We start from the raw sequence: 24,927 nt of genomic DNA, 5'->3' as shown, positions 1-24,927 counted from the left end.
CCTCGGCCTGCGACGAAAAGAAGCTATCTGCATAGTTTGAGCTCGAAAAACGGTCATTCCGCCATCGTAAGCGAGGCGTATTTTCCGTGGTGATAGATGATGGCCCTGTCAGGGAAGATGCGTATCAGTTCTGCGTCACTTTCCGGCAAGTGTTGTCCCGGGCTCAGGCTCAACTGCCTGCCGTTACTCTGGAGAATGAGCAGCGAGCGTTGTGGCTGGTTTGAGCTGATAATGCCAGTGATCTGCACCAGCAGCGTGCTGGCGGGGGCATTGAACAGGCGGTCATCGTCGCTGCTCATCCGCTCATCGTGCTGGGAGAGCGGGTCTGACTGCCTGCCAGCAGGTTGAAATAACTGCTGTATGATGGCTTCATAAGTAGCGGTTTCTTTCCCGTATTCAGCAATATGCACCGCATTTGGAAGCGCATCCCGGGTGGGAAAATGCGCATCCACCGATGCTCTGGCTATCCATAAGCTCCCCCCCAGCATAACGATGCCAGAGGTTATCAGCATAATTAATCGCCAGTTTAATAACAGCATATTTAACGATGCTTTATTTCTTAAGGCCATTATTTAAACCAGTAAAAAACCAGTGAAACCATAAAGAATGACAGCATGAAAATATACGAAGGTCTGTCGGCATGGCGAAGTTTTCCCTGCTGGTTTTCGCTATTTTCTTCTGTGGGTAACGGCTCATGCTGGCTTTCATTTTGGCTGTTTTGCTGAGAAGCTGATGCCGGCATGTCTTTGGCTAGCGAACGCCACAGGTTTTTATTAAGTTTAAGACCATAATAGGGAATGGTGACTAACAGATTAGCCGGCAATCCGTTACGCTGAAAAAGTGCCCGTAACTGGAATGCCAGTTGGTGATAGTTGTTATCACTAATCCGCTGATGATTCTCATACCAGACGATATTGATGATTTCGCGTTTGGCATTAATTTGCCTGATAAGGCAAATCAGTAGCCGCTTCTGTGCTTCATTCAGATTAATAGTAATCCCATGTTCGGGTATTGACAGGGTGTTTAAATGACAGTCAATAGTCATGATTTCTTCAAAGCATAGCGTATCAATATCGAGTATTTCGATGCACTCTTCGATGCTCAGCATCATTTATCCTTTTGTTCATGTGTCTTTAAGTGCTTTCAATGCTAAATAGACAGAAGTCCAGACGCAATACAGGGAGAGAGTCATTAAAATATTTATTCTGTTTAACTTAATGAAAAATAAGTATTTTGTTTAATGTTTTTGGTGTTTTTTTAATGAATTAAAAAGGTTTTAATCTTCTTAAAGTGCTTAATTCGTTAATCTGAACGTAACGTAAGCCACTTAACTCTGTCCGGCTGTTATTGAAATGGCATCTGGCCTCAGGGCAGCATCCGGTGCATAACCCCTTTGCCTGCCAGTTGATGTTTCACCACTGCCAGAATATGTAACAGCACCAGCAGAGCCAGCGAAGCGCAAAAGACGATATGCAAACTATGGAAAAACTGCGTGAGATGTGGTTGGCTTAGTGGAGCCGGAAAAGAGAAAAGGTTGAATACATTGATATCCCTTTCCATCATCAGTACACCGGTAACCAATACCACGGTAATGTTAACGTACAAAACAAGATGCATTACTCTGGCTATTTTGTTTGTGCCCTTTTGCATAGCTTCTTCTGGTGGGCTCTTATGCTTCATGCAATAGATGATGCGTAAAACAAAGAAAGGAATAAAACAGGTGGTTAGTGACACATTAATGAAGCTGATCAATCCTGCTGTCTCAGCATCGGGTTTTCCTAACGGGATGTAAAAGCCACTCATTGTTCCCCAGATGATCACAGCGGCTGAGAGCCAGTGTAACCAGATACGTGGCTGGCTGTATTTTTTACTCATAGAGCTTTCCTGTAATAAAAATGTGTGCATATGAATAATTGCTGTACTCTATTTTTATATTACGGCCATGCCAATGCCGATGGGCTTAATGACGCTTATTTTAAGCGTGATAAGCAAAATGCGCATGCTGTTGAGGTGAGCGGGCGCCGGTTTGCCAGCCGGAGCGAATGTTGCGCCATCACCAGGGGAGTGATAGATTCGCAGCCAGTAGTCACAGGAGAGTAAACAGCATGAAGCAGTTAACGATCGCGGTGGGGATTATCCGCGATGCACAACAGCGCATTTTTCTGACCCAACGCGCCGCAGATTCGCATATGGCGAATAAATGGGAGTTTGCCGGCGGTAAGCTGGAAGCCGGGGAGAGCGCGGAACAGGCGCTGAAGCGTGAGCTGAATGAAGAGGTGGGCATTGAGGTCACGGGCTATCAACCCTTCACCACCGTTGAACACCGCTTTAACGACCGGCACGTGACGCTGCACTTCTTCCTGGTGGAGCAGTGGCAGGGCGAACCGTACGGCCGTGAGGGACAGCCGCAGCGCTGGGTAGCACAGAGTGAGCTGGATGCGACCGAGTTTTCACCGGCCAACGCTGAGGTGATTGCGCGCCTGCAGCGCGCTGGTTAACTTAAATCAGGCCGCGCAAGGCGGCCTGCCTGTTCAGTCGCGAAACCCTTCCTGCTCGCTCCAGTCTTCGCTTTCGTTAAGATCGCCGCTGCTGGCAATGCGCTTCTCTTCCGCCGCCCATTCGCCGAGGTCGATCAGCTGGCAGCGCTTGCTGCAAAACGGACGCCAGCGGCTTTGTTCATTCCAGATTACCGGCTTCTGGCAGGTCGGGCAGTTTACCGTCGTAACATCACTCATTCTTTGCTCCTTAACAGCAGGCCAGGTCAAAATCGAGCCGCGCGGGCACTTCGCCGCGCTCGCTGTCCAGCGGCATAAAGCGGATCGCGTAGCGACTCTTATGGCCGGAAACCTGCGGGTACAGTGAATCTTCCAGCTGCAGCTGCAGGCGCAGCAGATCGGCACCTTCGGCGTTATCCTGGAAAAAACCGTTCAGACTGGTGTGGTTGCGGAAGCTGCCGGACTGACGGATCAGATCCAGAATCAGCATCAGCGCCTCACGGATTGGTGCCAGAGAGGTCATCCAGCGCGCCACCTGTTCATCGCGTACCTGCTGGTCGACGTGCAGCCAGATGTGCAGCGTCGGCAGATCGAAGCTGCAGCAACCGCCGGGAATGCTTAAGCGCTGGCGTACCAGGCTAATCAGCCGGTCTTCGCGCAGCTGCTGGCCAATGCGCGGTGCCGCCATCAGGGCGGTGGCCCGGCTTTTCAGATCCTGGCGCAGCCCGTCAATCCGGCTGAGATCGACGCCGGGAACGTCCGTCCACTGCTGCAGCTTCTGCTGCTGACGGTCCAGCTCTTTCACAATATCGGTACGCAGCTCGCCGCGTTCAAACACGTCCAGCAGCTCGGCCGCGTTGCGGAAGAAGGTCAGCGCGCTCAGATGGTCGGTGATCTGCTGGCTGGCGACCAGCTGGGCGAGTAAAAACTCAATGCGCAGCCAGGTGCGCATTTTTTCGTTTAAAGGGTACTCAAAAAGAACCGTTGTGGTCATGCTGTTAATCCCGATCGCTTGCCGCCGCCAGCGCCAGATAGCGCTGGTTTAGTTCGGCAACGTGCTCTTTCACCGCATCCGGTGAGGCACCGTTATCAATAATGTCGTCGGCCACCGCCAGGCGCGCTTCGCGCGTTGCCTGGGCAGCCAGAATATTTTCGGCCTGTTGCCGGCCAATGCCGTCGCGCGCCATAGTGCGGGAGAGCTGAGTTTCTCTGTCCACGTCAACCACCAGGACCCGGCTGGCCAGATGCTGCAGCTGGTTCTCTACCAGCAGCGGCACCACCCACAGGCACCAGGCTGAACGCGCTAATGCTAACTGGCGCTGCGTCTCCGCGTGAATCAGCGGGTGTAACAGATTGTTAATCCAGCGTTTATCCCCGGGCGAACTGAAGATTTTCTGTCGCAGAACGGCACGGTTCAGCCCGCCGTCGGCCAGCAGGATCGCATCGCCGAAGCGCGCATGGATAGCGGCCAGCGCCGGCTGGCCGGGCTCAACGACCTGGCGTGCAATGATGTCGGCATCGACAATATCAATGCCCAGCGCCGCAAAGGCGTTGGCGACGGTACTTTTTCCGCTGCCGATGCCGCCGGTCAGCGCCACGATATAGCGCACAGGTTACCTCCCGTCGTCCTGCGAAGGGCTGCGTGCGGCGTTAACAGGGGATTTCCGTGCGGACGTCAGCAAACTCGGGGCACACATCACAGGACAGGGTTACAGACAGATTTAGCCGATTGTAGCGTAATTCGTTAAATTTTCGCAGTCCTGACGGCGCGTTTTTGGCGGCATTTGTAACATTCTGACAGGCGGTCTTTTACCCCAGCGCGTCGCCCAGGTTGAACACCGGCAGATACATCGCCACCACCAGGGTGCCGACGATACCGCCGGTTACCAGCATCATCAGCGGCTCCAGCGCCGCCGCCAGCGCATCGGCCAGCTGGTGGGAGCGGGTTTCATGCCAGCTGGCCAGCCGCGCGAGCAGCGCATCCAGCGAACCGGACTCTTCGCCCACCTTAATTAGCTGGCAGCAGAGCGGCGTAAACAGCGTATGCCCCCGCAACGCCTGATGCAGGGGGTGACCTTCGGCAATATGCTGTTGCAGTTGCTGAACCGCCTCACGCCACAGGCCGGCGCGCAGCGTTTTTTCCACCGCCTGCAGGCTGTCTAGCAGCGTCAGCCCGGCGTGCTGGGTGAGCGCCAGGGTGGTGAAGATCTGGCTGAGCTGGCTGCCGCGCCACAGCGGTGAAACCAGCGGCAGCCGCAGCAGCAGCCGCTGCTCGCCCCTGCGCCACGCGGGCGATCGCCGCCGCTGCCAGCGCCAGGCCAGCCCGCAGGCCAGCGTCAGGCCCGCCAGCAGTGGGGCCTGGCGGCTGAGCAGGCCGGAGAGGGCGATCACCGCAGCGGTAAACGGCGGCAGCGGCGCGTTAAAGGTACGGTAGATCGCCACAAACTCCGGCAGTACAAACAGCAGCATACCGCCGGTAACCAGCAGCGCCACGGCCAGCACCAGCAGCGGATAGCGCAGCGCTTTCTTAACCTTCTGCTGCAGCTGCTGCTGGCGTTCCTGCTGTTCTGCCAGCTGCAGGCAGCAGGCATCCAGCTCTCCGGTCAGTTCACCGATGCGGATCAGCGCCGGATAGAGCGGTGGGAACACGTCCGGCCAGGCTTCCAGCGCCTCAGAGAAGGGGGCACCGCTGCTGATGCGCTGCTCCAGCTGCCGCAGCAACGCCTGCCAGCCCGCTTCCGGGTGCCCCTCCGCCAGCAGCAGCAGCCCGCCTGCCAGCGGCATACCGGCCTTCAGCAGCGTCGCCAGCTGGCGGATAAACGCCGTTTTCTGCTGCCAGCGCCAGCTGCCGCGGCGGTAGCGGCGGCCACGCGAAATATGCAGCGGCAGGTGCCCGGCAGCGGCCAGCCGTTCGGTCACCTCAACCGCGCTGGCGGCAAAACCAGCCCCCTGGTGCAGGGCACCTGCCGCATCCAGCGCCTGCCAGCGAAACAGCGTGCGCGGGATCATCGCAACAGCCCTGCAGACCAGGCCAACGCGGCCTGGTCTGCGCCGCTTATCGATACGGGCTGGGCTGGCCAGGTGCAGCCGGTGTATGCAGTAAAGGTAGGTTTAACAGGGTGCCCGCAGGTTTTTAGCCGCATGAAAGCCATCTATTCCCCTCCGTTTCCCGCCACCCGGTTCAGCTCCTCCAGCGTGGTGTCGCCGCGGTTGACGCAGTGCAGCCCTTCGGTAAACAGCGTGTTCATGCCCTGCTGGCGGGCAATTTCCGCCAGCGTTTCCGGGCTGGCGTTTTGCGCCAGCGCGTTCTGCAGCCGCCCGCTGACCGGCAGCAGCTCAAACAGCGCCAGCCGGCCGTAGTAGCCGGAAAAACAGCGCTCGCAGCCCACCGCCCGCCAGTTCTGCACCGTGCCCGGCCAGATATGCGCGGGAAAATGCCCGGTGGCTTCCGCCGGCTGGCGGCAGTGCGGGCAGAGCCGCCGCAGCAGCCGCTGGGCGATCACCAGCTTCAGCGCTGAAGCCAGCAGGTAGCCGGGCACCCCCATCTGCCCCAGGCGCACCAGCGTTTCGGTGGTGGAGTTGGTGTGCAGTGTGGAGAGCACCAGGTGGCCGGTCTGCGCGGCCTTCACCGCGATCTCGGCGGTTTCGCCGTCGCGGATCTCGCCGATCATGATCACGTCCGGATCCTGGCGCAGCAGCGATCGCAGCACCCGGTGAAAATCCAGCCCGGCTTTGGGGTGGATCTGGGTCTGGTTGACGCCGGCCAGTGGGATCTCAATCGGATCTTCCACGCTGCACAGGTTGCGCGAGGCGATATTGAGCCAGCTCAGCCCGCTGTAAAGGGTAAAGGTCTTGCCGCTGCCGGTGGGGCCGGTGACCAGAATCAGCCCCTGCGGCCGTGACAGCGCCTCGCGGTAGCGCTTCAGCAACGGCGCAGGCATCCCCAGCTTGTCCAGCGAGATCGCCTGCGCGTCGCTCTGCAGCAGCCGCACCACCGCTTTCTCACCGAAGCGGGTGGGCAGCGTCGACAGCCGAAACGACGCGGTGGCCTCATTCATCGGCAGCGAGAACTGCCCGTCCTGCGGCACCCGGCGTTCGGCAATATCGAGGCTGGCGAGGATTTTCAGCCGGGCGATCAGCGGCGCGCTGCCGGCGTTGCCGCTGCCCTGCAGCGGTTGCAGCACGCCGTCCACCCGCAGGCGGATGCGCACGCCGCTCTCCTGCGGTTCAATATGCACGTCGGAAGCGCGCTTCTGTAACGCCATCTGCAGCAGCGCGTTGACCTTATCCACGGTACCGCCGTCGTGCTCCTGATGCTGCTCTTTTGCCACGTGGCGGGCGGCGGGAGCTTCCCGCTGGATAAACTGCTCCAGCCGGGCCTGCGGCCAGCACTCCACTTCAATCGCGCAGTGAGTGGCGAAGCGCAGCGCGGTCATCATCTCGTTCGAGGGCGTTTCGGCCAGCGCGATATGCAGCCGCTGCGGGGTACACTCGACGATTACCGCCTGATAGCGCTGGCAGATCGATTCAATGGCGCGACGGGTAGCGGGGCTCATGGTTTCTCCTCCACGTCATCGAAGCGGAACAGCGCCTGGCAGGCCTCTTTCAGGCTGCCGTTGTCGCTGGCGCAGCTGCGCTGCCAGCTGAGCATGCCGTCTTCGCTGTGCCACTGCGGTTTCAGCGTGACGCTCAGGCCCTGCAGGTTCTCCTGGCCGGTCAGCAGCAGGGTGCCTGCCACCACGGTCAGCTGTGACACGTAGCGGGAAGTGCGCGCGGCCGGAACACCGTTGGTCCCGGCGCTGCAGCTGCCGGCACCGCCGTGCTCGATGGCGCACAGCTCAACGGCGGTCTTATACGGCATCGCGGTTTGCAGCATATCGGTCAGCGCCGCCTTCTGCAGATAGCCCTGATAAGCGGGCAGCCCGATGGCGCTGAGAATGGCGACGATCGCGATGACGATCATCAGTTCAATCAGGGTAAAGCCCTGTTGCAGACGCATGGTAAACCTCCTTGTGGTTAACAGAGGGGCACCATAGCGCCGGGAAAAGGGGGCAGCCAGCGGCCGGTTGCGGGGTTCAGAGGCGCTGCGCAAACAGAATTTGTAGCTTGCAGCTTTCACTCTCTCAGCGGAACAGGGCGCACAAAACCAGAACCGCAGGCGCAAAAAAACCGCCGGTCGCCGGAGCGGGGCGGTTCTGTTCTACAGCAACGCAGGTGGGCAGATATGTCAGCGCTGCCGGGAAAAAGCCGGCGGCGTCAGCGGGTCACAGCAGCAGCTGTTCCGGGCGGCAGGCGTAGAGCCGTGCCAGACGCTCGCGGGTTTTTCTCTGCGGTTTGCTGTCGGCACGCTCCCACTGAGAAACCGCGGACTGGGTGGTGCCGAGTTTTTCCGCCACCTCGTACTGTGACAGCCCGCGGTGGATGCGCCAGGCGGCCTGCAGGCTGACGTCCTGATCGACCATAATGCTCACCACCTCCTGCGGTACGGTTTCATTATCGTCGGCGGCCGCCGCGTAATCGAGATTGCCCCAGCCTGGCCCGGCGGCGGCAAGCAGCTGTTCGTAGTCGGTAACGGGCAGCACCACAAACTGGATGTTGCCCAGGCCGTCATAGATATATTGTTTGGACATTGCGCCTCCTTTCTCAGCCGGTAATACCGGCGTTTCAGTAAGTCCGGCTGGTTCGGCGTTTCACCTGCTGGATCAGCAGCACCAGTGGCTTACCCTGTACCAGTTCAAAGATCACTCTGTAGTCGCCGACCCGCAGGCGGTGGTAGTTCTCTTCCCCCTCCAGCTTTTTCACATCGAGGATCACCGGCGGGAAGGCCACCAGCTGGGCTGTCTTATCCTTGATGGCCTGTCGATAGCGACGATCGATCGTCAGCAGCTGCTTTAAGGCCCGTTTGGACCAGAGTACGTTTCCCATACTTCCCCCATTGGCTTCAGGTCGCCAAAGCGGGGTGATTAGATAGTAGGTCTGAAATCTGATTATTTCAAATCTAAAATCTAATTATCTAATGCAAATTGTGCTCCCCGCTGGCGTTCGCTGTGGGACAGGGTCAGCGCAAAGCCGGGGAGATGCCAGCGGTGCGGCAGCGGGTTCAGAGGCAGGGCACAGGCTATTTTACCGGTTGCAGCGCGGTACATCGGGCAGGGGAGGCACGCCGCAGAATCAGACAAAAAAGGCCAGCCGGCGTGAGGTGATGCATCACGCCGGCTGGCCAGCAGAGGGGGAAGCGTAAGCCGCGCCGGTTAGCGGAAGCGCATCGACAGATCCAGCGCCCGCACGTGCTTGGTCAGCGCGCCGACCGAGATATAGTCCACGCCGGTTTCGGCAAAGGTCCGCAGCGTCTGGTCGGTGACGTTGCCGGAGACCTCCAGCAGGGCGCGGTTATCGCTGAGTTTGACCGCCTCACGCATCTGCTCCACGCTGAAGTTATCCAGCATCACGATATCGGCGCCGGCCTGCAGCGCCTGCTCCAGCTCCTCCAGCGACTCCACCTCCACTTCCACCGGCACGTCCGGGTGCAGCCAGAAGGCTTTCTCCACCGCTTTGCTAATCGAGCCGCAGGCGATAATGTGGTTCTCTTTGATCAGAAACGCGTCCGACAGCCCCAGCCGGTGGTTGGCACCGCCACCGCACAGCACGGCGTATTTCAGCGCGGTACGCAGCCCCGGCAGGGTTTTGCGCGTGTCCAGCAGCTGAGTGCGGGTGCCCTCCAGCAGCGCCACGTAGCGGCTGACTTCGGTGGCCACGCCGGAGAGCGTCTGCACAAAGTTCAGCGCGGTGCGCTCGGCGGTGAGCAGCAGCGGTGCCGGGCCGTTCACTTCAAACAGCGGCTGGTCGGCAACCAGCTTATCGCCATCTTCCACGTGCCAGACCAGCTTCGCTTTATTGCCCAGCTGGATAAAGACCTCTTCCACCCAGCGCTTGCCGCAGAAGATGCCGGGTTCACGGGTAATCACTACCGCGTGGGCGGGGGTATCGGCGCTGAGCAGGCGGGCAGTGATGTCGTTATCGGCGTCGACATCCCCGCCCAGGTCTTCCCGCAGCGCCTGGGCCACGGCGGGGGGGATATCGTCCTCAATGCGCTCCATCAGTTCCGTGCGGCGGTGGTCCGGATCGTAACGGCGGGATGTCATGGCTTAACTCCGAAAGGTCGGCTAACAGTGGCGACATGCTAGCCTGGTTGCCGCCCCGTTGTCAGCCGTCCACTGAGTCTTACCTGCTGATGCCTGCTCCGGCAGTGACAGATGCCCTGGACGATAGTGTTCTCCCTGATTTGGTTCATCCCGTCTCATCGCCTGCCTGAGAGTGGCAGTACACTTTTAACAGCAGCCCCGGCCAGCCATCAAGCCGGTGGCCAACTGAACATCTCACCGCTGGCAAATGACCAGTCCTCCGGTTGGGTAAAGCTCAGCGTCACCATCACATCCTGCGGGCGTACCGCCAGCTCGTGGGCGAGCCGTTCAGCCAGCCTGCGGTAGAAGCGTTGTTTTTGCTGCGTGCTGCGCGGGCGCCCGGCGGTGATGCTGAACCAGATAAAGCCGTCCGAACGTGGGCCGCCCTGATAGTGGCGGTCAAACACGCGCTGTGCCGGGGCATGCTCATCCAGCAGCTGGAAGCAGTCGTCCGGCGGCACGTCAAACTCCGCGACCAGCGTCTGCTGCAGAATGGTGGAGAGCTGCTGCTGAAATGCTGCGCTGGTGCCGGCGGGCAGGGCGATACGGGTAAAGGGCATGGTTTACTCCTGTTCACTGGCGTTAAGCAGTTCCAGGGCGCTGACGGCGGCAGGCCAGCCGCAGTAAAACGCCAGATGGGTCATCACTTCGCTGAGCTGCTCTTTGCTCAGCCCGTTCTGCCGGGCAAAGCTCAGATGCCAGGCCAGCTGTTGCGGGCGGCTTTGTGCGATCAGCGCCGCCACGGTGATCAGGCTGCGTTCGCGCGGGCTGAGCTCGGGCCGCTGCCATATTTCGCCAAACAGGGTCTGCTCGGTAATGGCGGCCAGCGTCGGGGCGACGGCCGCCAGCGAGTGACGATCGAGAGGGATACTCATGCTGTAACTCCGGTGTTTGAGGAAATAACCGCAGCATAAGCAGGCGGAATGGTTTATAAAATCACATAATTTTGCGATAACAATCCCGAAAAACAGGATGATTCTATGTCACTCTTGCGACCCGCCACCTTTGACCCGGAAGCCCTGCGCAGTTTTGTGCTCGGTGTGGAGCTGAACAGCTTTGCGCTGGCGGCAGCGCGCCTGTGCCGCTCCACTTCGGCGGTGAGCGCCCAGCTGAAAAAGCTGGAGCAGCAGGCGGGCGTGGTGGTGCTGCGTAAGGCCGGTCGCGGCCTGCAGCTGACCGAAGAGGGGGAGCTGCTGATGGCCTACGCCCGCCGTCTGCTGGCACTTAATGATGAGGCATTTAGTGCGCTCAGCGGTCTGGGGCTGGCAGGCAGCGTGCGCCTTGGCCTGCAGGAGGATTTCGGTGAAACTCTGTTACCGGCGCTGCTCGGGCAATTTTCCCGCGCCCACCCGCAGGTGCAGGTGGCCGCCCGTATCGGGCGCAATGCTGAAATGGTGCAGGCTATCCGTCAGGGGGAACTGGATCTGGCACTGTGCTGGCAGGGGGAAGAGAGCAGCCGTTTTGCCGATCCGCTGGCGGCGTTACCGCTGTACTGGATCGGCCGCGACAGTGAGCAGCTGGCGCAGTGGCTGGAGAGTGGAGCTGCGCTGCCGTTGCTGGTATTTGATGCTCCGTGCCTGATGCGCAGCCGGGCGATCGATGCGCTGGATAGCGCCGGTATCCCCTGGCGAATCGCCTTTACCAGCGGCAGCCTGAACGGTATCTGGTCCGCCGCGCGTGCCGGGCTGGGGATAACCCTGCGCAGCGCCTTCGGCCTGCCGCCGGCGCTGCAACGGCTGGAACATCCTGGTCTGCCGGCGGTGAATGCGCTGGGGATCGCACTACACCAGAATGTCACCTTATCAGACCCTGCCGTCAGCCGTTTACGCGAAATCCTGCTGACGCAGCTGGCACTCATTCTGCCTGTTGCAGTGGCTACAACCGGGTCACCGGCCCGCTAAACAGCACCGGGCCGGTCGGCAGGCCGGTCGGTGAGCCGCCCTGCGGTTCGAGGCTGATGGCCAGCAGCGGCTGCCCGGCCAGCTCAGGCGCGGTAAGGGTTTGCTGTTGCCGGATATCGGCGGCCAGCAGACCCAGCGACTGCGGTTTTTCCCCTGGCGGGATCAGCCACAGCTGCAGGCTGTGCTGCGGCGGTATCGCCGCGGTGCCCAGCGCCTGCACGGTCAGCTGACGACGATCGGCACTCAGGCTGACCACCCAGCTGCCCGCCTGCTGGCTACCGTTAAGTACCGCCACCGCCTGCGGGGCCGGCGCGGGGGAGGGGCTGAGCTGCACCCAGACCAGCGCGCCGGCAAACGAGGCCGCCAGCGCCCAGCCGAGCCACGGCCAGCTGACGCGCCGCCGTACTGCGGGGTCAGCGGGCAGCGAACGAACGATGCGCTGCCACACCGCCTCCGGGGGCTGCACCGGGGTGAGATTACGGTCGAGTTCGGCGAGCGCGTTCTGCCAGCGGCTGACTTCGGCCGCCAGCGCCGGCTCCTGAGGCAGGCGGCGGGCAAAACGGCGGCGTGCCGCGCCGCGCAGGGTGCCGAGGGCATATTCCGCGGCCAGCGCTGAATCATAATCCTGTCTGCTTTTCATAGGCCCACACACGCTTTCAGTTGCATTAATGCGCGCCGGATCCAGCTTTTCACCGTGCCGGCGGGTTGCTGCAGATGCAGCGCAATTTCACCGTGCGACAGCCCCTGATAATACGCCAGCGTCACGCTCTGCCGCTGCTCCGGTGACAGCTGCGCCAGGCAATTCGTCAGCCTGAGCGACTCCGAGCTGAAGGCCTCGCGCTCCGCCCCGGATTCAGTTTCCACCATAACGGTTTCCTCCTCTTCCAGCTCAAGGGCGCGGTTATCCTGCAGCCGCAGATAGTCGATGGCGCGGTTACGGACGATATGGGTCAGCCAGGTTTGCGGAGCGCTGAGCGCCGGGTCATAGCTGGCGGCACGCTGCAGGACGATCAGGAAGCTGTCGTGGAGCACTTCTTCGGCCCAGCCGCGTCGTCGAACCATACGCAGGGCGATAGCAAACAGCCAGGGTGAGTAGCGGCGGTAAACGGCCTCAAATGCGCGTTTATCCCCGGCAGCAACGGCCTGCAGCAGCAGAACCTGGCTGTCTATAGTCTCGTCCGTCATCAGGCGTCCTGAAAAAAAGTGCAGAGGGAGGGGAAATCCAGAATTCCCCCTGCACAAAGTGTATACCCATTATTTTGACTTCAGCGGGTATATTTATTCTTTCCCTTAAGGTGCTGGCGCAATAACGTTTTACGGCATCAGTACGGTATCGATGACGTCGATCACGCCATTTTTCTGCTGTACGTCATAGGTGCTGATACTGGCGACGTTGCCTTTTTCATCTTTCAGCTGAATATTGTGCGGGCCGTTCTGCATGATCCACAGCGGCGCGCCGTTCACCGTTTTCAGCTCGGCGTGGCCGTTGCCCTGCTTAATCTTTTTCATCAGCGCTTTCATATCGTATTTACCCGCCACCACGTGGTAGGTCAGCACGCTGGTCAGCATGGCTTTATTTTCCGGTTTCAGCAGATTGTCCACGGTGCCGGCCGGCAGTTTGCTGAAGGCGGCATTCGTGGGGGCAAACACGGTGAAGGGGCCGGCACCCTGCAGGGTATCCACCAGACCCGCGGCCTTCACGGCGGCTACCAGCGTGGTGTGGTCTTTGGAATTCAGGGCATTCTCGACGATGTTGCGCGACGGATACATTGACGCTCCGCCGACCATCACGGTGTTAGCGGTCATTTCTGCCATTGATGCGGCGCTGAACAGTAATGTGGCACAAACGGCTGAGCAGATAAGCGTTTTCATAAGCAGTTCCTCTGGGGAAAGAAGGCACGGCGTGCCCTGTACTGCTATCTACGGTTGAGGAGGCAAAACGGATGCAGAAAAAAAGAAATTTTTTTCTGTGGTGCCAGACGCGGCGGAGAAGTTTACTTAGCCCGAAAAAAATCATGCTAATCTGAGGGCAATCTGACCACAGAGGAGCAGGGCATGCAGTTGCAACAGGGCTGGATCACGGGCATCAGGCACGTACCTTCGCCGCATTTTAACCCGCGTCCGGACAATGAAACGCCGTCGTTACTGGTTATTCACAATATCAGCCTGCCGCCGGGCCAGTTTGGCGGCCCGTGGATTGACCAGCTGTTCAGCGGTACGCTCGATCCCACCGCCGATCCCTATTTTGCCACCATCGCTCACCTGCAGGTGGCCGCCCACTGTCTGATCCGCCGTGACGGCGAGATCGTCCAGTACGTTCCTTTCGATCTGCGCGCCTGGCACGCGGGCGTCTCCTGCTATCAGGGGCGCGAGGCGTGTAACGACTTCTCGATTGGCATCGAACTGGAGGGGACCGATACGCTGCCCTATACCGACGCGCAGTATCAGGCGCTGCTGGCGGTGACCCAACTGCTGGTCAGCCACTATCCTGCGCTGGCGCAACATATTACCGGCCACAGCGATATCGCCCCCGAACGTAAAACCGATCCCGGCCCGGCCTTTGACTGGGGTCGTTTCCGCGCGGCGCTGGCGCAGCCTGTGGCACATTTACCGGAGGTTCAGCCATGACGCTGTTTAGTTTATTACTGGTATTAGGCTGGGAACGGCTGTTTAAGCTGGGCGAACACTGGCAGCTGGACCACCTGCTGGAGCCGCTGTTCCGCCCGCGCCAGCGTTTTTCGTTGCTGCGCACGCTGCTGATGGTGCTGCTGGCGATGGCGCTGACCGCGCTCTGCCTGCTGGCGCTACGTGGGCTGTTCTTCGGCCTGCCGCAGCTGCTGTTCTGGATCGTCGTCGGGCTGCTGTGCATCGGTGCCGGGTCGGTACGGCTGCACTATCACGCCTACCTGAAAGCCGCAGGCCGCAACGATACCGATGCGCACAATGCGATGGCCGAAGAGCTGGCGCTGATCCACGGGCTGCCGGGCGAGTGCAGCGAGCGTGAATACCTGTGCGAGCTGCAGAACGCGCTGCTGTGGATCAACTTCCGTTTCTACCTCGCGCCGCTGTTCTGGTTTGTGGTGGGCGGCCCGTGGGGGCCGGTACTGCTGGTGGGTTATGCCTTCCTGCGCGCCTGGCAGAGCTGGCTGGCGAAGCGGCAGACGCCGCTGGCGCGCGCGCAGTCCGGGATTGATGCGCTGCTGCACTGGCTGGACTGGATCCCGGTGCGCCTCGCCGGCGTGGCCTACGCGCTGCTCGGCCACGGTGAACGGGCGCTGCCGGCGTGGTTTGCCTCACTGGGCGATCGTCACACCCCGCAGTATCAGGTGCTGACCCGGCTGGCGCAGTTTTCGCTGGCGCGCGATCCCCACCAGGACAAGGTGGAGACTCCGCGCGTGGCGGTTGCGCTGGCGAAGAAGGTCTCGCTGGTACTGGTGGTGGTGGTGGCACTGCTAACCATTTACGGCACGCTGGTCTGACGCCGTATCCGCGGGCGGGGTGCCAAATACCGGCATGCCGTCCGCGTCCCAGGTGAATGCTTTCACCCGCGTATGGCGGTTTGGATCGTACAGCGGGTCCCCCTCGATTTCGGTGTAGTTGCGTGCGTGATACACCAGCAGGTCCTCACCGTTCTCCCCCTGCGTAAAGCTGTTGTGCCCCGGTCCGTACTGACGATTCTGCCAGCTGGTGCTGAACACCGGCGCGGCCGATTTTTGCCAGTTCTCTGCGATCAGCGGATCGGCATCCGCATCGATCCACAGCAGCCCCATGCAGTAGTTTTCATCGGTGGCGCTGGCCGAATAGCTGACGAACAGGCGCTGACCGTGGCGGATCGCCGCCGGCCCCTCGTTGACGCTGAAACCAGCGCACTCCCACTCATACTGCGGACGGCTGAGCATTACCGGCTGTCCTGCGATCTGCCACGGGGTGGCCAGTTCGGCAAGATAGAGGTTCGAGTTGCCGGGAATCGCCGGGTCTTTCTGCGCCCACAGATACCAGTTGCGTCCCTGATGGACAAAGTGGGTGGCATCCAGCGAGAAGCTGTCGATCGGCGTCGCCATGCGCCCGCGATCGACCCAGCGGCCGCTGAGCGGATCGGCATCGTCGCAGGTCAGGGTGTACATCCGGTGCTGGAACAGGCCGTCTTTGATCGCCTGCGACGGTGCGGCGGCGTAGTAAATCACCCACCGTCCGTCGATGCGGTGCAGCTCCGGTGCCCAGATCAGCGCGCTCTGCGGGCCGCTGGCGGGCTTGCGCCACACCACGCTGGCCGCGGTCGTCGCCAGCCCGGCCAGCGTCGCAGCGCGGCGGATCTCCAGCCGGTCGTACTCGGGCACGGAGGCGATAAAATAGTAGTGGTTATCGTGGCGCAGGATAAACGGGTCGGCGCGCTGTTCGATCAACGGGTTTGGCCAGTGGCTCATCGGGAGGCTCCTTGCGGGTCAGTACCCTGTGGTTGTAGGGCGGCAGCGGGGGCCGCGTGCGGGGCATCGGCACGGCGTTGTGCCAGGTCACGCTGGATCTGCAGCATCAGCGCACGGTCAACTTTCAGCAGGCGTACCACGCCGGCGGTTACCAGATAGCCAATGCCGGGAATGACGGTAAACAGCAGCACGATGCCGTTAACGGCGCTGGCGCTCTGCTGTTTCGCGCCGGCATCGTAGCCGTACCACGACAGCAGAAAACCGACCATCGCCCCGGCCACCGCCAGCCCGACCTTAAGGAAGAACAGGTTGCCGGAGAAGCTGATGCCGGTGATGCGTTTGCCGGTTTTCCATTCGCCGTAATCGTCGACGTCCGCCATCAGCGACCAGTGCAGCGGGGAGGGGATCTGGTGCAGGATATTGAGCAGGAAGTAGAGCACCAGCACCATCATCGTCGCCTGCGGATTGACGAAGTAAAACGCGCAGGAGAATACCGCCAGCACGATATTGGTCCAGAAGAACACTTTCAGCTTGCACCAGCGGTCGGTCAGCACCTTGGCCAGCGTGCTGCCGATCATCATGCCCACCACGCCAAGGCTGATAAACAGCGTGGCGAAGTGGGTGGACTGCTGCATCACCCAGGTGACGTAGTACATGGTGGCCGCCATACGGATAAAGCCGGGGCAGACGTTGCACAGCGTCAGCAGCAGGATGCGCACCCACTGGTCGTTCTTCCACGCATCGCGCAGGTCATTTTTGATATCGTCGTTGGTCGGGGCGGCGGGGCGGATGCGCTCGCGCACCGTGGCAAAGCAGAACAGGAACATCAGCAGCGCCACCAGCGCCATTACCCCCATCGCCATCTGATAGCCGCGCGCCTTATTGTCGCCGCCGAACCAGTCGGCCAGCGGCAGCAGGGTCAGCGACAGGATCAGCGTGGCCACGCCAACCATCACAAAGCGGTACGACTGGCAGGAGACGCGCTCGCCCGGATCGCTGGTGATGACGCCACCCAGCGAGCAGTAGGGAATGTTGATGGCGGTATAGGTGAGCGACATCAGGAAGTAGGTGGCAAACGCCCAGATCACCTTGCTGTTATAGCTCCACTCCGGGGTGGTGAACATCAGCACGCTGAACAGCACGTAGGGCACGCAGACCCACAGCAGCCAGGGGCGGAAACGTCCCCAGCGGCTCTGCGTGCGATCGGCAATCGCGCCCATAATCGGATCGGTCACCGCATCCAGCACCCGCACCGACAGCAGCAGTATGCCGACCAGCGCCGGGGCCAGGCCAAACACATCGGTGTAGAAATAGTTAAGGAACAGCATGATTGCGCCGCCGATCATATTGCATCCCGCGTCGCCCATGCCGTAACCAATTTTCTCTCTGACGGACAGCTTTTCGCCCTGCATGGCCGTATCTCCTGCTCTGTTAAGGTTCAGAACAGTATTTACGCTTTACGTCGAGGTATCGCTGGGGGAAAACGTCGCAGAAATGGACAAAACCGCTGCCGGGGGGAAAGTGTGAAGCAGTTAACAGTTCGGCCAGCGGGCGCTGGCCGAAACAGAAGCACAGGTAATGATTAAGCGCGCTGGCTGCGGTTCTTAATCACGTAACCCACCGCCAGAATCGCGATCCACACCGGGATCAGCCACACCGAGATCGCCATCCCCGGGGTCATCGCCATCAGCACCAGGATACCGGCGAGGAACAGCAGGCAGATCCAGTTACCCAGCGGGTAGAACAGCGCCGGGAAGCGGGTTTTCACGCCCTGCTGGTCTTTCTTACGACGGAATTTGATGTGTGCCAGGCTGATCATCGCCCAGTTAATCACCAGCGCCGAGACCACCAGCGCCATCAGCAGGCCAAAGGCCTCACCCGGCATCAGGTAGTTGAGCAGCACGCAGAGCCCGGTAGCCACCGCTGAGAAGGCGATTGACAGCACCGGCACGCCGCGGCCATCAACTTTCAGCAGCGCTTTCGGGGCGTTGCCCTGCTGCGCCAGGCCGAACAGCATACGGCTGTTGCAGTACACGCAGCTGTTGTACACCGACAGCGCGGCGGTGAGGATCACCACGTTCAGCGCGTTGGCTACCAGCGCATCGCCCAGCTCATGGAAGATCAGCACGAACGGGCTGGTATCGGCGGTGACGCGGGTCCACGGCAGCAGCGACAGCAGCACCGCCAGCGAGCCGATATAGAAGATCAGGATGCGCCAGATCACCTGGTTAGTGGCTTTCGGGATACTGGTTTCCGGGTTATCGGCTTCGGCGGCGGTAATACCGACCAGCTCCAGGCCACCAAAGGAGAACATGATGATCGCCATCATCATCACCAGCCCGGTAAAGCCGTGAGGCAGGAAGCCGCCCTGTTCCCACAGGTTGCGCACGGTGGCCTGCGGGCCGGCGTTGCCGCTGAACAGCAGCCAGCCGCCGAACAGGATCATACCGATTACCGCTGCTACTTTGATAATGGCGAACCAGAACTCCATCTCACCGAACACTTTGACGTTGGTCAGGTTGATGGCGTTGATCAGCACAAAGAAGGCGGCGGCAGAGGCCCAGGTGGGGATCTCCGGGTACCAGAACTGAATATATTTGCCGACCGCGGTCAGCTCGGCCATCGCCACCAGCACGTAGAGCACCCAGTAGTTCCAGCCGGAGGCAAAACCGGCAAAGTTACCCCAGTACTTATAGGCAAAATGGCTGAATGAACCGGCAACCGGCTCCTCCACGACCATCTCACCCAGCTGGCGCATAATTAAGAAGGCAATAAAACCGGCAATGGCGTAGCCAAGAATAACCCCTGGCCCGGCCGACTGAATAACCGATGCACTGCCCAGAAACAGGCCGGTACCGACGGCCCCACCCAATGCGATCAGCTGGATGTGGCGGTTCTTCAGGCCACGGTGCAGCGTTTCGCCCTGCTGTTGTCCCATGTGTAACCTCGTGATGTTTTCTTATTGTGTGTGCAGCAGGCCCTGTTATCCCGCTGTATCGTAAACTTTACGCTGTCATGTAAGCAAATGTGAGTCTTAACATAGCCTCAGCATGAGAATAGTGCTATGCCCAGTGCTTTGCACTCGCTTTCTGTTCATACCACGCATAATCGACTAAAAAATCAGCGCGCCATCCCACTTTTTACCGCCTTTGTTTTGTCACAAATTGTATTAAATGACGAATAACATTCTCTTATGGCTGGCGGGCAAGATGAATGTGGTTCAGGAACAGCGGCAGCTGACCCCGCCGTCAGCGGGATGGCAAAGGTCTGAAGATAAAGAGGACCGAAAGGGAAGGATAAAGATAAGGAGAAAAGCGATGAGGGCGCCGTAAGACGGTGGTTCGGGAAATTGCGCAACAGGATAAGGTGAAGACAGTGGAGACAATGAACACCGTGAGGATAATGCCGGGGTCAGCGAAGACCGGCAGTGGTCACTGGCATCGCAGGGCCGTTCCGGGGCAGCCTCTCCCCGCAACGGCCTGCGACTGTGGCTGAATTAGCTCTGAACGCCGCGACCTTTAACGGCAAAGCCTGCCGCCAGCACGCCAATCCACACCGGAATCAGCCATACCGAGATCGCCATGCCCGGCGTCATCGCCATAATCACCAGCACGCCGGCCATAAAGGCCAGGCACAGCCAGTTGCCAAACGGGTAGAACAGCGCCTTAAAGCGCGGCTGCAGCCCCTGCTGATTAGCGCGCTTGCGAAAGCGCAGGTGCGCCAGGCTGATCATCGCCCAGTTGATGATCAGCGTCGAGACGACCAGCGACATCAGCAGGTTAAAGGCTTCGCCCGGCATCAGGTAGTTGATCAGCACGCCGATCGCGGCGGCCGCCGCTGAGATCAGAATGGCGTTTACCGGCACGCCGCGACGGTCGACCTTCATCAGCGCTTTTGGTGCGTTGCCCTGCTGCGCCAGGCCAAACAGCATCCGGCTGTTGCTGTAGACGCAGCTGTTATAGACCGACAGCGCGGCGGTGAGGATCACCACGTTCAGCGCGTTGGCCACCAGGCCGTCGCCCAGCTCGTGGAAGATCAGCACAAACGGGCTGGTATCTTCGCTGATGCGCATCCACGGCATCAGCGACAGCAGCACGGTCAGCGAGCCAATATAGAAGATCAGGATGCGCCACAGCACCTGGTTAATCGCTTTCGGGATGCTCTGCTGCGGGTTCTCGGCTTCCGCCGCGGTGAGGCCGATCATCTCCAGCCCGCCGAACGAGAACATAATGATGGCGATCATCATCACCAGTCCGTGCCAGCCGTTGGGCATAAAGCCGCCGTGGCTCCACAGGTTGCTTACACTGGCCTGCGGGCCACCGTTGCCGCTGAACAGCAGCCAGCCGCCGAAGGCGATCATCGCGACGACCGCCACCACCTTAATAATGGCAAACCAGAACTCCACCTCACCAAACATCTTCACGTTGGTCAGGTTGATGGCGTTGATCAGCACAAAGAACACCGCCGCTGACACCCACGTCGGGATCTCCGGGTACCAGAACTGGATGTATTTCCCCACGGCGGTCAGCTCGGCCATCGCCACCAGCACGTACAGCGCCCAGTTATTCCAGCCGGACGCAAAACCGGCGAACGGGCCCCAGTATTTGTGCGCAAAGTGGCTGAAGCTGCCCGCCACCGGCTCCTCAACGATCATTTCGCCCATCTGGCGCATGATCAGGAACGCGATAAAGCCGGCAATGGCGTAACCCAGAATGACCGCGGGGCCGGCCGATTTGATCACCGATGCGCTGCCCAGAAACAGGCCGGTGCCGACGGCGCCGCCCAATGCGATCAGCTGAATGTGGCGGTTCTTTAAGCCGCGGTGCAGCGTGTCGCCCTGCTGTTGTTCCATACTCTTCCTCGTGATGCGGTTTTTATTTTTAGCTACCAGAGTGGTGCAAGGTAATAACGTACTGAAATGTTTACGCTTATCCCGTAACGAAAACGTCTGCGAATCTTGCGTCGCGCAGAGAATAGTGCCGCGCGCGGCGTAATGCACTTTCTTTATGCTGTCTGCTGACCGGGGTGGTTGAAAATGCATCGAACGTGCTGTGTAAGGTAATGAAAATTTTATGTCGCAGAAGAAGTGCATTAAGCCATTTTCTACGGAGGCCTCAGGCGGAGGGAGCGTCGACTAAACTGCTGCCATGTTTCAAAAAAGTTTGATTTTTTAACATTAACAGTACATTCAACCCGCTGCCCGGCGGGGTTTAACAACCCCTGTCAGGAACGAGACCCCGGTCTGGTTTCGCCAGGTTGCCATATGGACATCAGGTGAATACTTTGTTACTTTACGGGCGTCTTTTTTGAATTGGTATGACCAATTTACTCTGCAAATCGGTGAAGAAGGGATAATGGCATACAGCAAAATTCGCCAACCAAAGCTCTCTGATGCTATCGAGCAGCAGCTTGAATCCCTGATTATGGAGGGGACGCTGCGTCCCGGAGAGAAACTGCTGCCCGAGCGCGAGCTGGCGGTGCAGTTTGACGTTTCCCGCCCTTCTTTACGCGAGGCTATCCAGCGCCTGGAAGCCAAAGGTCTGCTGCTGCGCCGTCAGGGCGGTGGCACCTTCGTGCAGAAAAACCTGTGGGCCAGCATGAGCGACCCGCTGATTGAACTCCTTGCCGAACACCCGGAATCCCAGTTTGACCTGTTAGAAACGCGTCATGCGCTGGAAGGGATTGCCGCCTATTACGCCGCCCTGCGCGGCACTGACGATGATATTGCCCGCATCCGCGACTGCCACCTGCAGATCCAAACCGCGCAGGACAGCGGCGATCTTGACGCCGAAGCCGGTGCCGTCATGCAGTATCAGATTGCTGTCACAGAAGCAGCGCATAATGTGGTGCTGCTGCATTTGCTCCGCAGTATGGGGCCGATGCTGGAACAGAACGTCAGACAGAACTTCGAAATGCTCTACTTACGCCGGGAGATGCTGGCGAAGGTGAGTGAACACCGCGCCAGTATTTTTCAGGCGATTGTGGCACGCGAGCCGGAGCAGGCCCGTGAAGCTTCACACCGTCACCTGGCGTTTATCGAGGAAGTATTGCTGGACAGAAGTCGGGAGCAGAGTCGTAGAGAGCGCTCCTTGCGACGTTTACAGCAACGTAAGGACTAAGCGTGGACGGAGGGCCCAGGCCCCGGATATCGCGCAGCACGTAAAACGACGGGCCTGTCTCACTGTGTTCTGGTGGCAAGAGCACAGCGAGACAGGCTCCAGACAATTCAACGAAGTAGACACAGATAAGGAATACCCCCATGTCAGAACGTTTAAATAATGACGTGGATCCGATCGAAACTCGCGACTGGCTACAGGCGATCGAATCGGTCATCCGTGAAGAAGGTGTTGAGCGCGCACAGTATCTGATCGATCAGGTTCTGAGCGAAGCACGTAAAGGCGGCGTTAAAGTGGCTGCAGGCGCAGGTGCCAGCAACTACATCAACTCAATCGCCGTTGAAGACGAGCCGGAGTACCCGGGCAACAGCTCTTTAGAGCGTCGTATTCGTTCCGCCATCCGCTGGAACGCGATCATGACCGTTCTGCGTGCGTCCAAGAAAGATCTGGAGCTGGGTGGCCATATGTCCTCCTTCCAGTCTTCTGCTACCGTATATGAAGTGTGCTTTAACCACTTCTTCCGCGCGCGTACTGAAAAAGACGGCGGCGACCTGGTGTACTTCCAGGGCCACATCTCTCCGGGCGTGTATGCCCGTGCGTTCCTCGAAGGGCGTCTGACCGAAGAGCAGATGAACAACTTCCGTCAGGAAGTTCACGGTAAAGGCCTGTCCTCTTACCCGCACCCGAAACTGATGCCTGACTTCTGGCAGTTCCCGACCGTATCTATGGGCCTGGGGCCGTTGGGTGCAATTTACCAGGCGAAGTTCCTGAAGTACCTGGAACACCGTGGCCTGAAAGACACCTCTCAGCAGACCGTTTACGCCTTCCTCGGCGACGGTGAGATGGATGAGCCGGAATCCAAAGGTGCGATCACTATCGCCACCCGCGAGAAGCTGGACAACCTGGTGTTCATCATCAACTGCAACCTGCAGCGCCTGGACGGCCCGGTCACCGGTAACGGTAAGATCATCAACGAACTGGAAGGCATCTTTAACGGCGCCGGCTGGGAAGTGATCAAAGTGATCTGGGGCGGTCGTTGGGACGAGCTGCTGCGTAACGACACCAGCGGTAAGCTGATCCAGCTGATGAACGAAACCGTTGACGGTGACTACCAGACCTTCAAATCGAAAAACGGTGCCTACGTGCGCGAGCACTTCTTCGGCAAATACCCGGAAACCGCCGCGCTGGTGAAAGACTGGTCTGACGACGAGATCTTCTCTCTGAACCGCGGTGGCCACGATCCGAAGAAAGTCTACGCGGCGCTGAAAAAAGCTCAGGACACCAAAGGCAAGCCGGTACTGATTCTGGCACATACCATCAAAGGTTATGGTATGGGCGACACCGCGGAAGGCAAAAACATTGCCCACCAGGTGAAGAAGATGAACATGGATGGCGTGCGCCATATCCGTGACCGCTTCAACGTGCCGGTTGCCGATGCTGACATCGAAAAACTGCCGTACGTGACCTTCGCAGAAGGCTCTGAAGAGCATACTTACCTGCACGCACAGCGTCAGAAGCTGGGTGGCTATGTGCCAACCCGCGAAGCCACCTTCAGCGAGAAGCTGGAGATGCCTGCGCTGGAAGATTTCCGTCAGCTGCTGGATGAGCAGAACAAAGAGATCTCCACCACCATCGCCTTCGTGCGTGCCCTGAACGTGATGCTGAAGAACCCGTCGATCAAAGATCGCCTGGTGCCAATCATCGCCGATGAAGCGCGTACCTTCGGTATGGAAGGCCTGTTCCGTCAGATCGGTATCTACAGCCCGAACGGCCAGCAGTACACCCCGCAGGACCGTGAGCAGGTTGCTTACTACAAAGAAGACGAGAAAGGTCAGATCCTGCAGGAAGGCATCAACGAACTGGGCGCAGGCGCATCCTGGCTGGCGGCGGCAACGTCTTACAGCACCAACAACCTGCCGATGATCCCGTTCTACATCTACTACTCCATGTTCGGTTTCCAGCGTATCGGCGATCTGTGCTGGGCAGCAGGTGACCAGCAGGCACGCGGCTTCCTGGTAGGCGGCACCTCCGGTCGTACCACCCTGAACGGTGAAGGTCTGCAGCACGAAGATGGTCACAGCCACATTCAGTCGCTGACTATCCCGAACTGTATCTCTTACGACCCGGCTTACGCCTATGAAGTGGCCGTGATTATGCACGACGGCCTGGTACGTATGTACGGTGAAGCGCAGGAGAATGTGTACTACTACATCACCACGCTGAACGAAAACTACCACATGCCAGCCATGCCGCAGGGCGCGGAAGAGGGTATCCGTAAGGGTATCTACAAGCTGGACAGCATCGAAGGTAGCAAAGGCAAAGTGCAGCTGCTGGGTTCAGGTTCTATCCTGCGCCACGTGCGTGAAGCGGCAGAGATCCTGGCGAAAGACTACGGCGTCGGTTCTGACGTGTACAGCGTGACCTCCTTCACCGAACTGGCCCGCGACGGTCAGGACTGTGAGCGCTGGAACATGCTGCACCCAACCGACGAACCACGCGTACCGTACATCGCTCAGGTGATGAACGATGCACCGGCGGTGGCGTCTACCGACTATATGAAACTGTTTGCAGAACAGGTTCGCAGCTACGTGCCTGCCAGCGACTACCGTGTGCTGGGTACTGACGGCTTCGGTCGTTCAGACAGCCGTGAGAACCTGCGTCACCACTTCGAAGTGGATGCATCCTACGTGGTGGTTGCTGCCCTGGGTGAACTGGCTAAACGCGGCGAAATCGATAAGAAAGTGGTAGCGGAAGCGATCGCTAAGTTCAATATCGATGCTGATAAAGTTAACCCGCGTCTGGCGTAAGAG

General features: G+C 59.5%; 27 protein-coding genes. 6 read left to right on the top strand and 21 right to left on the bottom strand.

Annotation, left to right across the window (positions count from 1 at the left end):
- Nucleotides 1–53: 53 nt before the first annotated feature.
- The 3 genes from GKQ23_RS19935 to GKQ23_RS19925 all read right to left on the bottom strand — a co-directional run bounded on the left by GKQ23_RS19935 (nucleotide 54) and on the right by GKQ23_RS19925 (nucleotide 1,875).
- Nucleotides 54–569, bottom strand: coding sequence for a type II secretion system protein N (locus GKQ23_RS19935; RefSeq protein WP_212409248.1), 516 nt, complete (start codon nucleotides 567–569; stop codon nucleotides 54–56).
- The gene (locus tag GKQ23_RS19930) at nucleotides 569–1,108 is read right to left on the bottom strand and encodes a hypothetical protein (RefSeq protein WP_212409247.1); all 540 of its coding nucleotides are present in this window, start codon (nucleotides 1,106–1,108) and stop codon (nucleotides 569–571) included. Before GKQ23_RS19930 ends, GKQ23_RS19935 begins: the two co-directional genes overlap by 1 nt.
- Before the next feature lie 257 nt (nucleotides 1,109–1,365).
- Complete coding sequence (locus GKQ23_RS19925) at nucleotides 1,366–1,875, bottom strand: cytochrome b (protein ID WP_212409246.1); 510 nt, start codon at nucleotides 1,873–1,875, stop codon at nucleotides 1,366–1,368.
- Between the two features lie 230 nt (nucleotides 1,876–2,105).
- On the opposite strand from GKQ23_RS19925, the gene mutT reads away from it, so the two are divergent.
- Entirely contained in the window at nucleotides 2,106–2,498 is a 393-nt protein-coding gene (gene mutT / locus GKQ23_RS19920) for an 8-oxo-dGTP diphosphatase MutT (protein WP_212409245.1), read from the top strand.
- A gap of 33 nt (nucleotides 2,499–2,531) precedes the next feature.
- Here mutT and yacG read toward each other — a convergent pair whose 3' ends face one another.
- The 11 genes from yacG to GKQ23_RS19865 form a co-directional block, all read right to left on the bottom strand.
- On the bottom strand, nucleotides 2,532–2,735 hold the full coding sequence (yacG, locus tag GKQ23_RS19915) for a DNA gyrase inhibitor YacG (RefSeq protein ID WP_101505403.1): 204 nt from the start codon (nucleotides 2,733–2,735) through the stop codon (nucleotides 2,532–2,534).
- 10 nt (nucleotides 2,736–2,745) lie between these two features.
- Nucleotides 2,746–3,489: a cell division protein ZapD gene (gene zapD / locus GKQ23_RS19910; RefSeq protein WP_212409244.1), complete on the bottom strand. Its 744-nt coding sequence runs from the start codon at nucleotides 3,487–3,489 to the stop codon at nucleotides 2,746–2,748.
- 4 nt (nucleotides 3,490–3,493) lie between these two features.
- On the bottom strand, nucleotides 3,494–4,105 hold the full coding sequence (gene coaE, locus GKQ23_RS19905; RefSeq protein ID WP_212409243.1) for a dephospho-CoA kinase: 612 nt from the start codon (nucleotides 4,103–4,105) through the stop codon (nucleotides 3,494–3,496).
- Between the two features lie 199 nt (nucleotides 4,106–4,304).
- The gene (gene hofC, locus GKQ23_RS19900; RefSeq protein ID WP_212409242.1) at nucleotides 4,305–5,504 is read right to left on the bottom strand and encodes a protein transport protein HofC; all 1,200 of its coding nucleotides are present in this window, start codon (nucleotides 5,502–5,504) and stop codon (nucleotides 4,305–4,307) included.
- Nucleotides 5,505–5,647: 143 nt separating this feature from the next.
- Nucleotides 5,648–7,051 (bottom strand): type II secretion system protein GspE, encoded by a 1,404-nt coding sequence (gene gspE, locus GKQ23_RS19895; RefSeq protein WP_212409241.1) that lies wholly within the window; start codon nucleotides 7,049–7,051, stop codon nucleotides 5,648–5,650.
- On the bottom strand, nucleotides 7,048–7,494 hold the full coding sequence (ppdD, locus tag GKQ23_RS19890) for a prepilin peptidase-dependent pilin (RefSeq protein ID WP_056236097.1): 447 nt from the start codon (nucleotides 7,492–7,494) through the stop codon (nucleotides 7,048–7,050). The genes gspE and ppdD overlap by 4 nt, the downstream gene beginning before the upstream one ends.
- A 265-nt stretch (nucleotides 7,495–7,759) precedes the next feature.
- On the bottom strand, nucleotides 7,760–8,125 hold the full coding sequence (locus tag GKQ23_RS19885; protein ID WP_212409240.1) for a helix-turn-helix domain-containing protein: 366 nt from the start codon (nucleotides 8,123–8,125) through the stop codon (nucleotides 7,760–7,762).
- 34 nt (nucleotides 8,126–8,159) lie between these two features.
- A complete protein-coding gene (locus tag GKQ23_RS19880) occupies nucleotides 8,160–8,420 on the bottom strand; it encodes a type II toxin-antitoxin system RelE/ParE family toxin (RefSeq protein ID WP_056236104.1) in 261 nt (86 codons plus the stop codon).
- Between the two features lie 326 nt (nucleotides 8,421–8,746).
- Nucleotides 8,747–9,637: a carboxylating nicotinate-nucleotide diphosphorylase gene (gene nadC / locus GKQ23_RS19875; protein ID WP_212409239.1), complete on the bottom strand. Its 891-nt coding sequence runs from the start codon at nucleotides 9,635–9,637 to the stop codon at nucleotides 8,747–8,749.
- A gap of 209 nt (nucleotides 9,638–9,846) precedes the next feature.
- The gene (locus GKQ23_RS19870) at nucleotides 9,847–10,236 is read right to left on the bottom strand and encodes a tautomerase family protein (RefSeq protein WP_212409238.1); all 390 of its coding nucleotides are present in this window, start codon (nucleotides 10,234–10,236) and stop codon (nucleotides 9,847–9,849) included.
- Nucleotides 10,237–10,239: 3 nt separating this feature from the next.
- Nucleotides 10,240–10,551: a carboxymuconolactone decarboxylase family protein gene (locus GKQ23_RS19865; protein ID WP_212409237.1), complete on the bottom strand. Its 312-nt coding sequence runs from the start codon at nucleotides 10,549–10,551 to the stop codon at nucleotides 10,240–10,242.
- Between the two features lie 105 nt (nucleotides 10,552–10,656).
- Here GKQ23_RS19865 and GKQ23_RS19860 point away from each other — a divergent pair, with 105 nt between their 5' ends.
- A complete protein-coding gene (locus tag GKQ23_RS19860; RefSeq protein WP_212409236.1) occupies nucleotides 10,657–11,577 on the top strand; it encodes a LysR substrate-binding domain-containing protein in 921 nt (306 codons plus the stop codon).
- Here GKQ23_RS19860 and GKQ23_RS19855 read toward each other — a convergent pair.
- The 3 genes from GKQ23_RS19855 to GKQ23_RS19845 form a co-directional block, all read right to left on the bottom strand.
- Nucleotides 11,552–12,217, bottom strand: coding sequence for an anti-sigma factor domain-containing protein (locus GKQ23_RS19855; RefSeq protein WP_212409235.1), 666 nt, complete (start codon nucleotides 12,215–12,217; stop codon nucleotides 11,552–11,554). The genes GKQ23_RS19860 and GKQ23_RS19855 overlap by 26 nt on opposite strands.
- Nucleotides 12,214–12,762, bottom strand: a complete 549-nt coding sequence (locus GKQ23_RS19850) for a sigma-70 family RNA polymerase sigma factor (RefSeq protein ID WP_212409234.1) — start codon at nucleotides 12,760–12,762, stop codon at nucleotides 12,214–12,216. The genes GKQ23_RS19855 and GKQ23_RS19850 overlap by 4 nt, the downstream gene beginning before the upstream one ends.
- A gap of 129 nt (nucleotides 12,763–12,891) precedes the next feature.
- Nucleotides 12,892–13,449 (bottom strand): fasciclin domain-containing protein, encoded by a 558-nt coding sequence (locus GKQ23_RS19845; protein ID WP_212409233.1) that lies wholly within the window; start codon nucleotides 13,447–13,449, stop codon nucleotides 12,892–12,894.
- A gap of 183 nt (nucleotides 13,450–13,632) precedes the next feature.
- Here GKQ23_RS19845 and ampD point away from each other — a divergent pair, with 183 nt between their 5' ends.
- The gene (gene ampD / locus GKQ23_RS19840) at nucleotides 13,633–14,205 is read left to right on the top strand and encodes a 1,6-anhydro-N-acetylmuramyl-L-alanine amidase AmpD (RefSeq protein ID WP_212409232.1); all 573 of its coding nucleotides are present in this window, start codon (nucleotides 13,633–13,635) and stop codon (nucleotides 14,203–14,205) included.
- Nucleotides 14,202–15,056 carry a beta-lactamase regulator AmpE gene (gene ampE, locus GKQ23_RS19835; protein WP_056236124.1) on the top strand — a complete coding sequence of 285 codons (855 nt, stop codon included), beginning with the start codon at nucleotides 14,202–14,204 and terminating at the stop codon, nucleotides 15,054–15,056. The genes ampD and ampE overlap by 4 nt, the downstream gene beginning before the upstream one ends.
- Here the strand turns inward: ampE and GKQ23_RS19830 are convergent.
- The 4 genes from GKQ23_RS19830 to aroP (GKQ23_RS19815) all read right to left on the bottom strand — a co-directional run bounded on the left by GKQ23_RS19830 (nucleotide 15,030) and on the right by aroP (GKQ23_RS19815) (nucleotide 20,853).
- Nucleotides 15,030–16,001, bottom strand: coding sequence for a family 43 glycosylhydrolase (locus GKQ23_RS19830; RefSeq protein WP_212409231.1), 972 nt, complete (start codon nucleotides 15,999–16,001; stop codon nucleotides 15,030–15,032). The genes ampE and GKQ23_RS19830 overlap by 27 nt on opposite strands.
- Nucleotides 15,998–17,413 (bottom strand): glycoside-pentoside-hexuronide (GPH):cation symporter, encoded by a 1,416-nt coding sequence (locus GKQ23_RS19825; RefSeq protein ID WP_212409230.1) that lies wholly within the window; start codon nucleotides 17,411–17,413, stop codon nucleotides 15,998–16,000. Before GKQ23_RS19825 ends, GKQ23_RS19830 begins: the two co-directional genes overlap by 4 nt.
- 170 nt (nucleotides 17,414–17,583) lie before the next feature.
- Nucleotides 17,584–18,939, bottom strand: coding sequence for an aromatic amino acid transporter AroP (gene aroP / locus GKQ23_RS19820; RefSeq protein WP_056236131.1), 1,356 nt, complete (start codon nucleotides 18,937–18,939; stop codon nucleotides 17,584–17,586).
- 558 nt (nucleotides 18,940–19,497) lie between these two features.
- The gene (gene aroP / locus GKQ23_RS19815) at nucleotides 19,498–20,853 is read right to left on the bottom strand and encodes an aromatic amino acid transporter AroP (protein ID WP_212409229.1); all 1,356 of its coding nucleotides are present in this window, start codon (nucleotides 20,851–20,853) and stop codon (nucleotides 19,498–19,500) included.
- A gap of 502 nt (nucleotides 20,854–21,355) precedes the next feature.
- On the opposite strand from aroP (GKQ23_RS19815), the gene pdhR reads away from it, so the two are divergent.
- Together pdhR and aceE are read left to right on the top strand one after the other, a co-directional pair.
- Nucleotides 21,356–22,120: a pyruvate dehydrogenase complex transcriptional repressor PdhR gene (gene pdhR, locus GKQ23_RS19810; RefSeq protein WP_056236138.1), complete on the top strand. Its 765-nt coding sequence runs from the start codon at nucleotides 21,356–21,358 to the stop codon at nucleotides 22,118–22,120.
- A 140-nt stretch (nucleotides 22,121–22,260) separates the two neighbouring features.
- Nucleotides 22,261–24,924: a pyruvate dehydrogenase (acetyl-transferring), homodimeric type gene (gene aceE / locus GKQ23_RS19805; RefSeq protein ID WP_101505396.1), complete on the top strand. Its 2,664-nt coding sequence runs from the start codon at nucleotides 22,261–22,263 to the stop codon at nucleotides 24,922–24,924.
- Nucleotides 24,925–24,927 lie beyond the last annotated feature (3 nt).

This window comes from Erwinia sp. E602 (assembly GCF_018141005.1).
Classification (GTDB): domain Bacteria; phylum Pseudomonadota; class Gammaproteobacteria; order Enterobacterales; family Enterobacteriaceae; genus Erwinia.
Note: the sequence above shows the minus strand (reverse complement) of the source record. Positions and strands in the feature narration are given on the sequence as shown.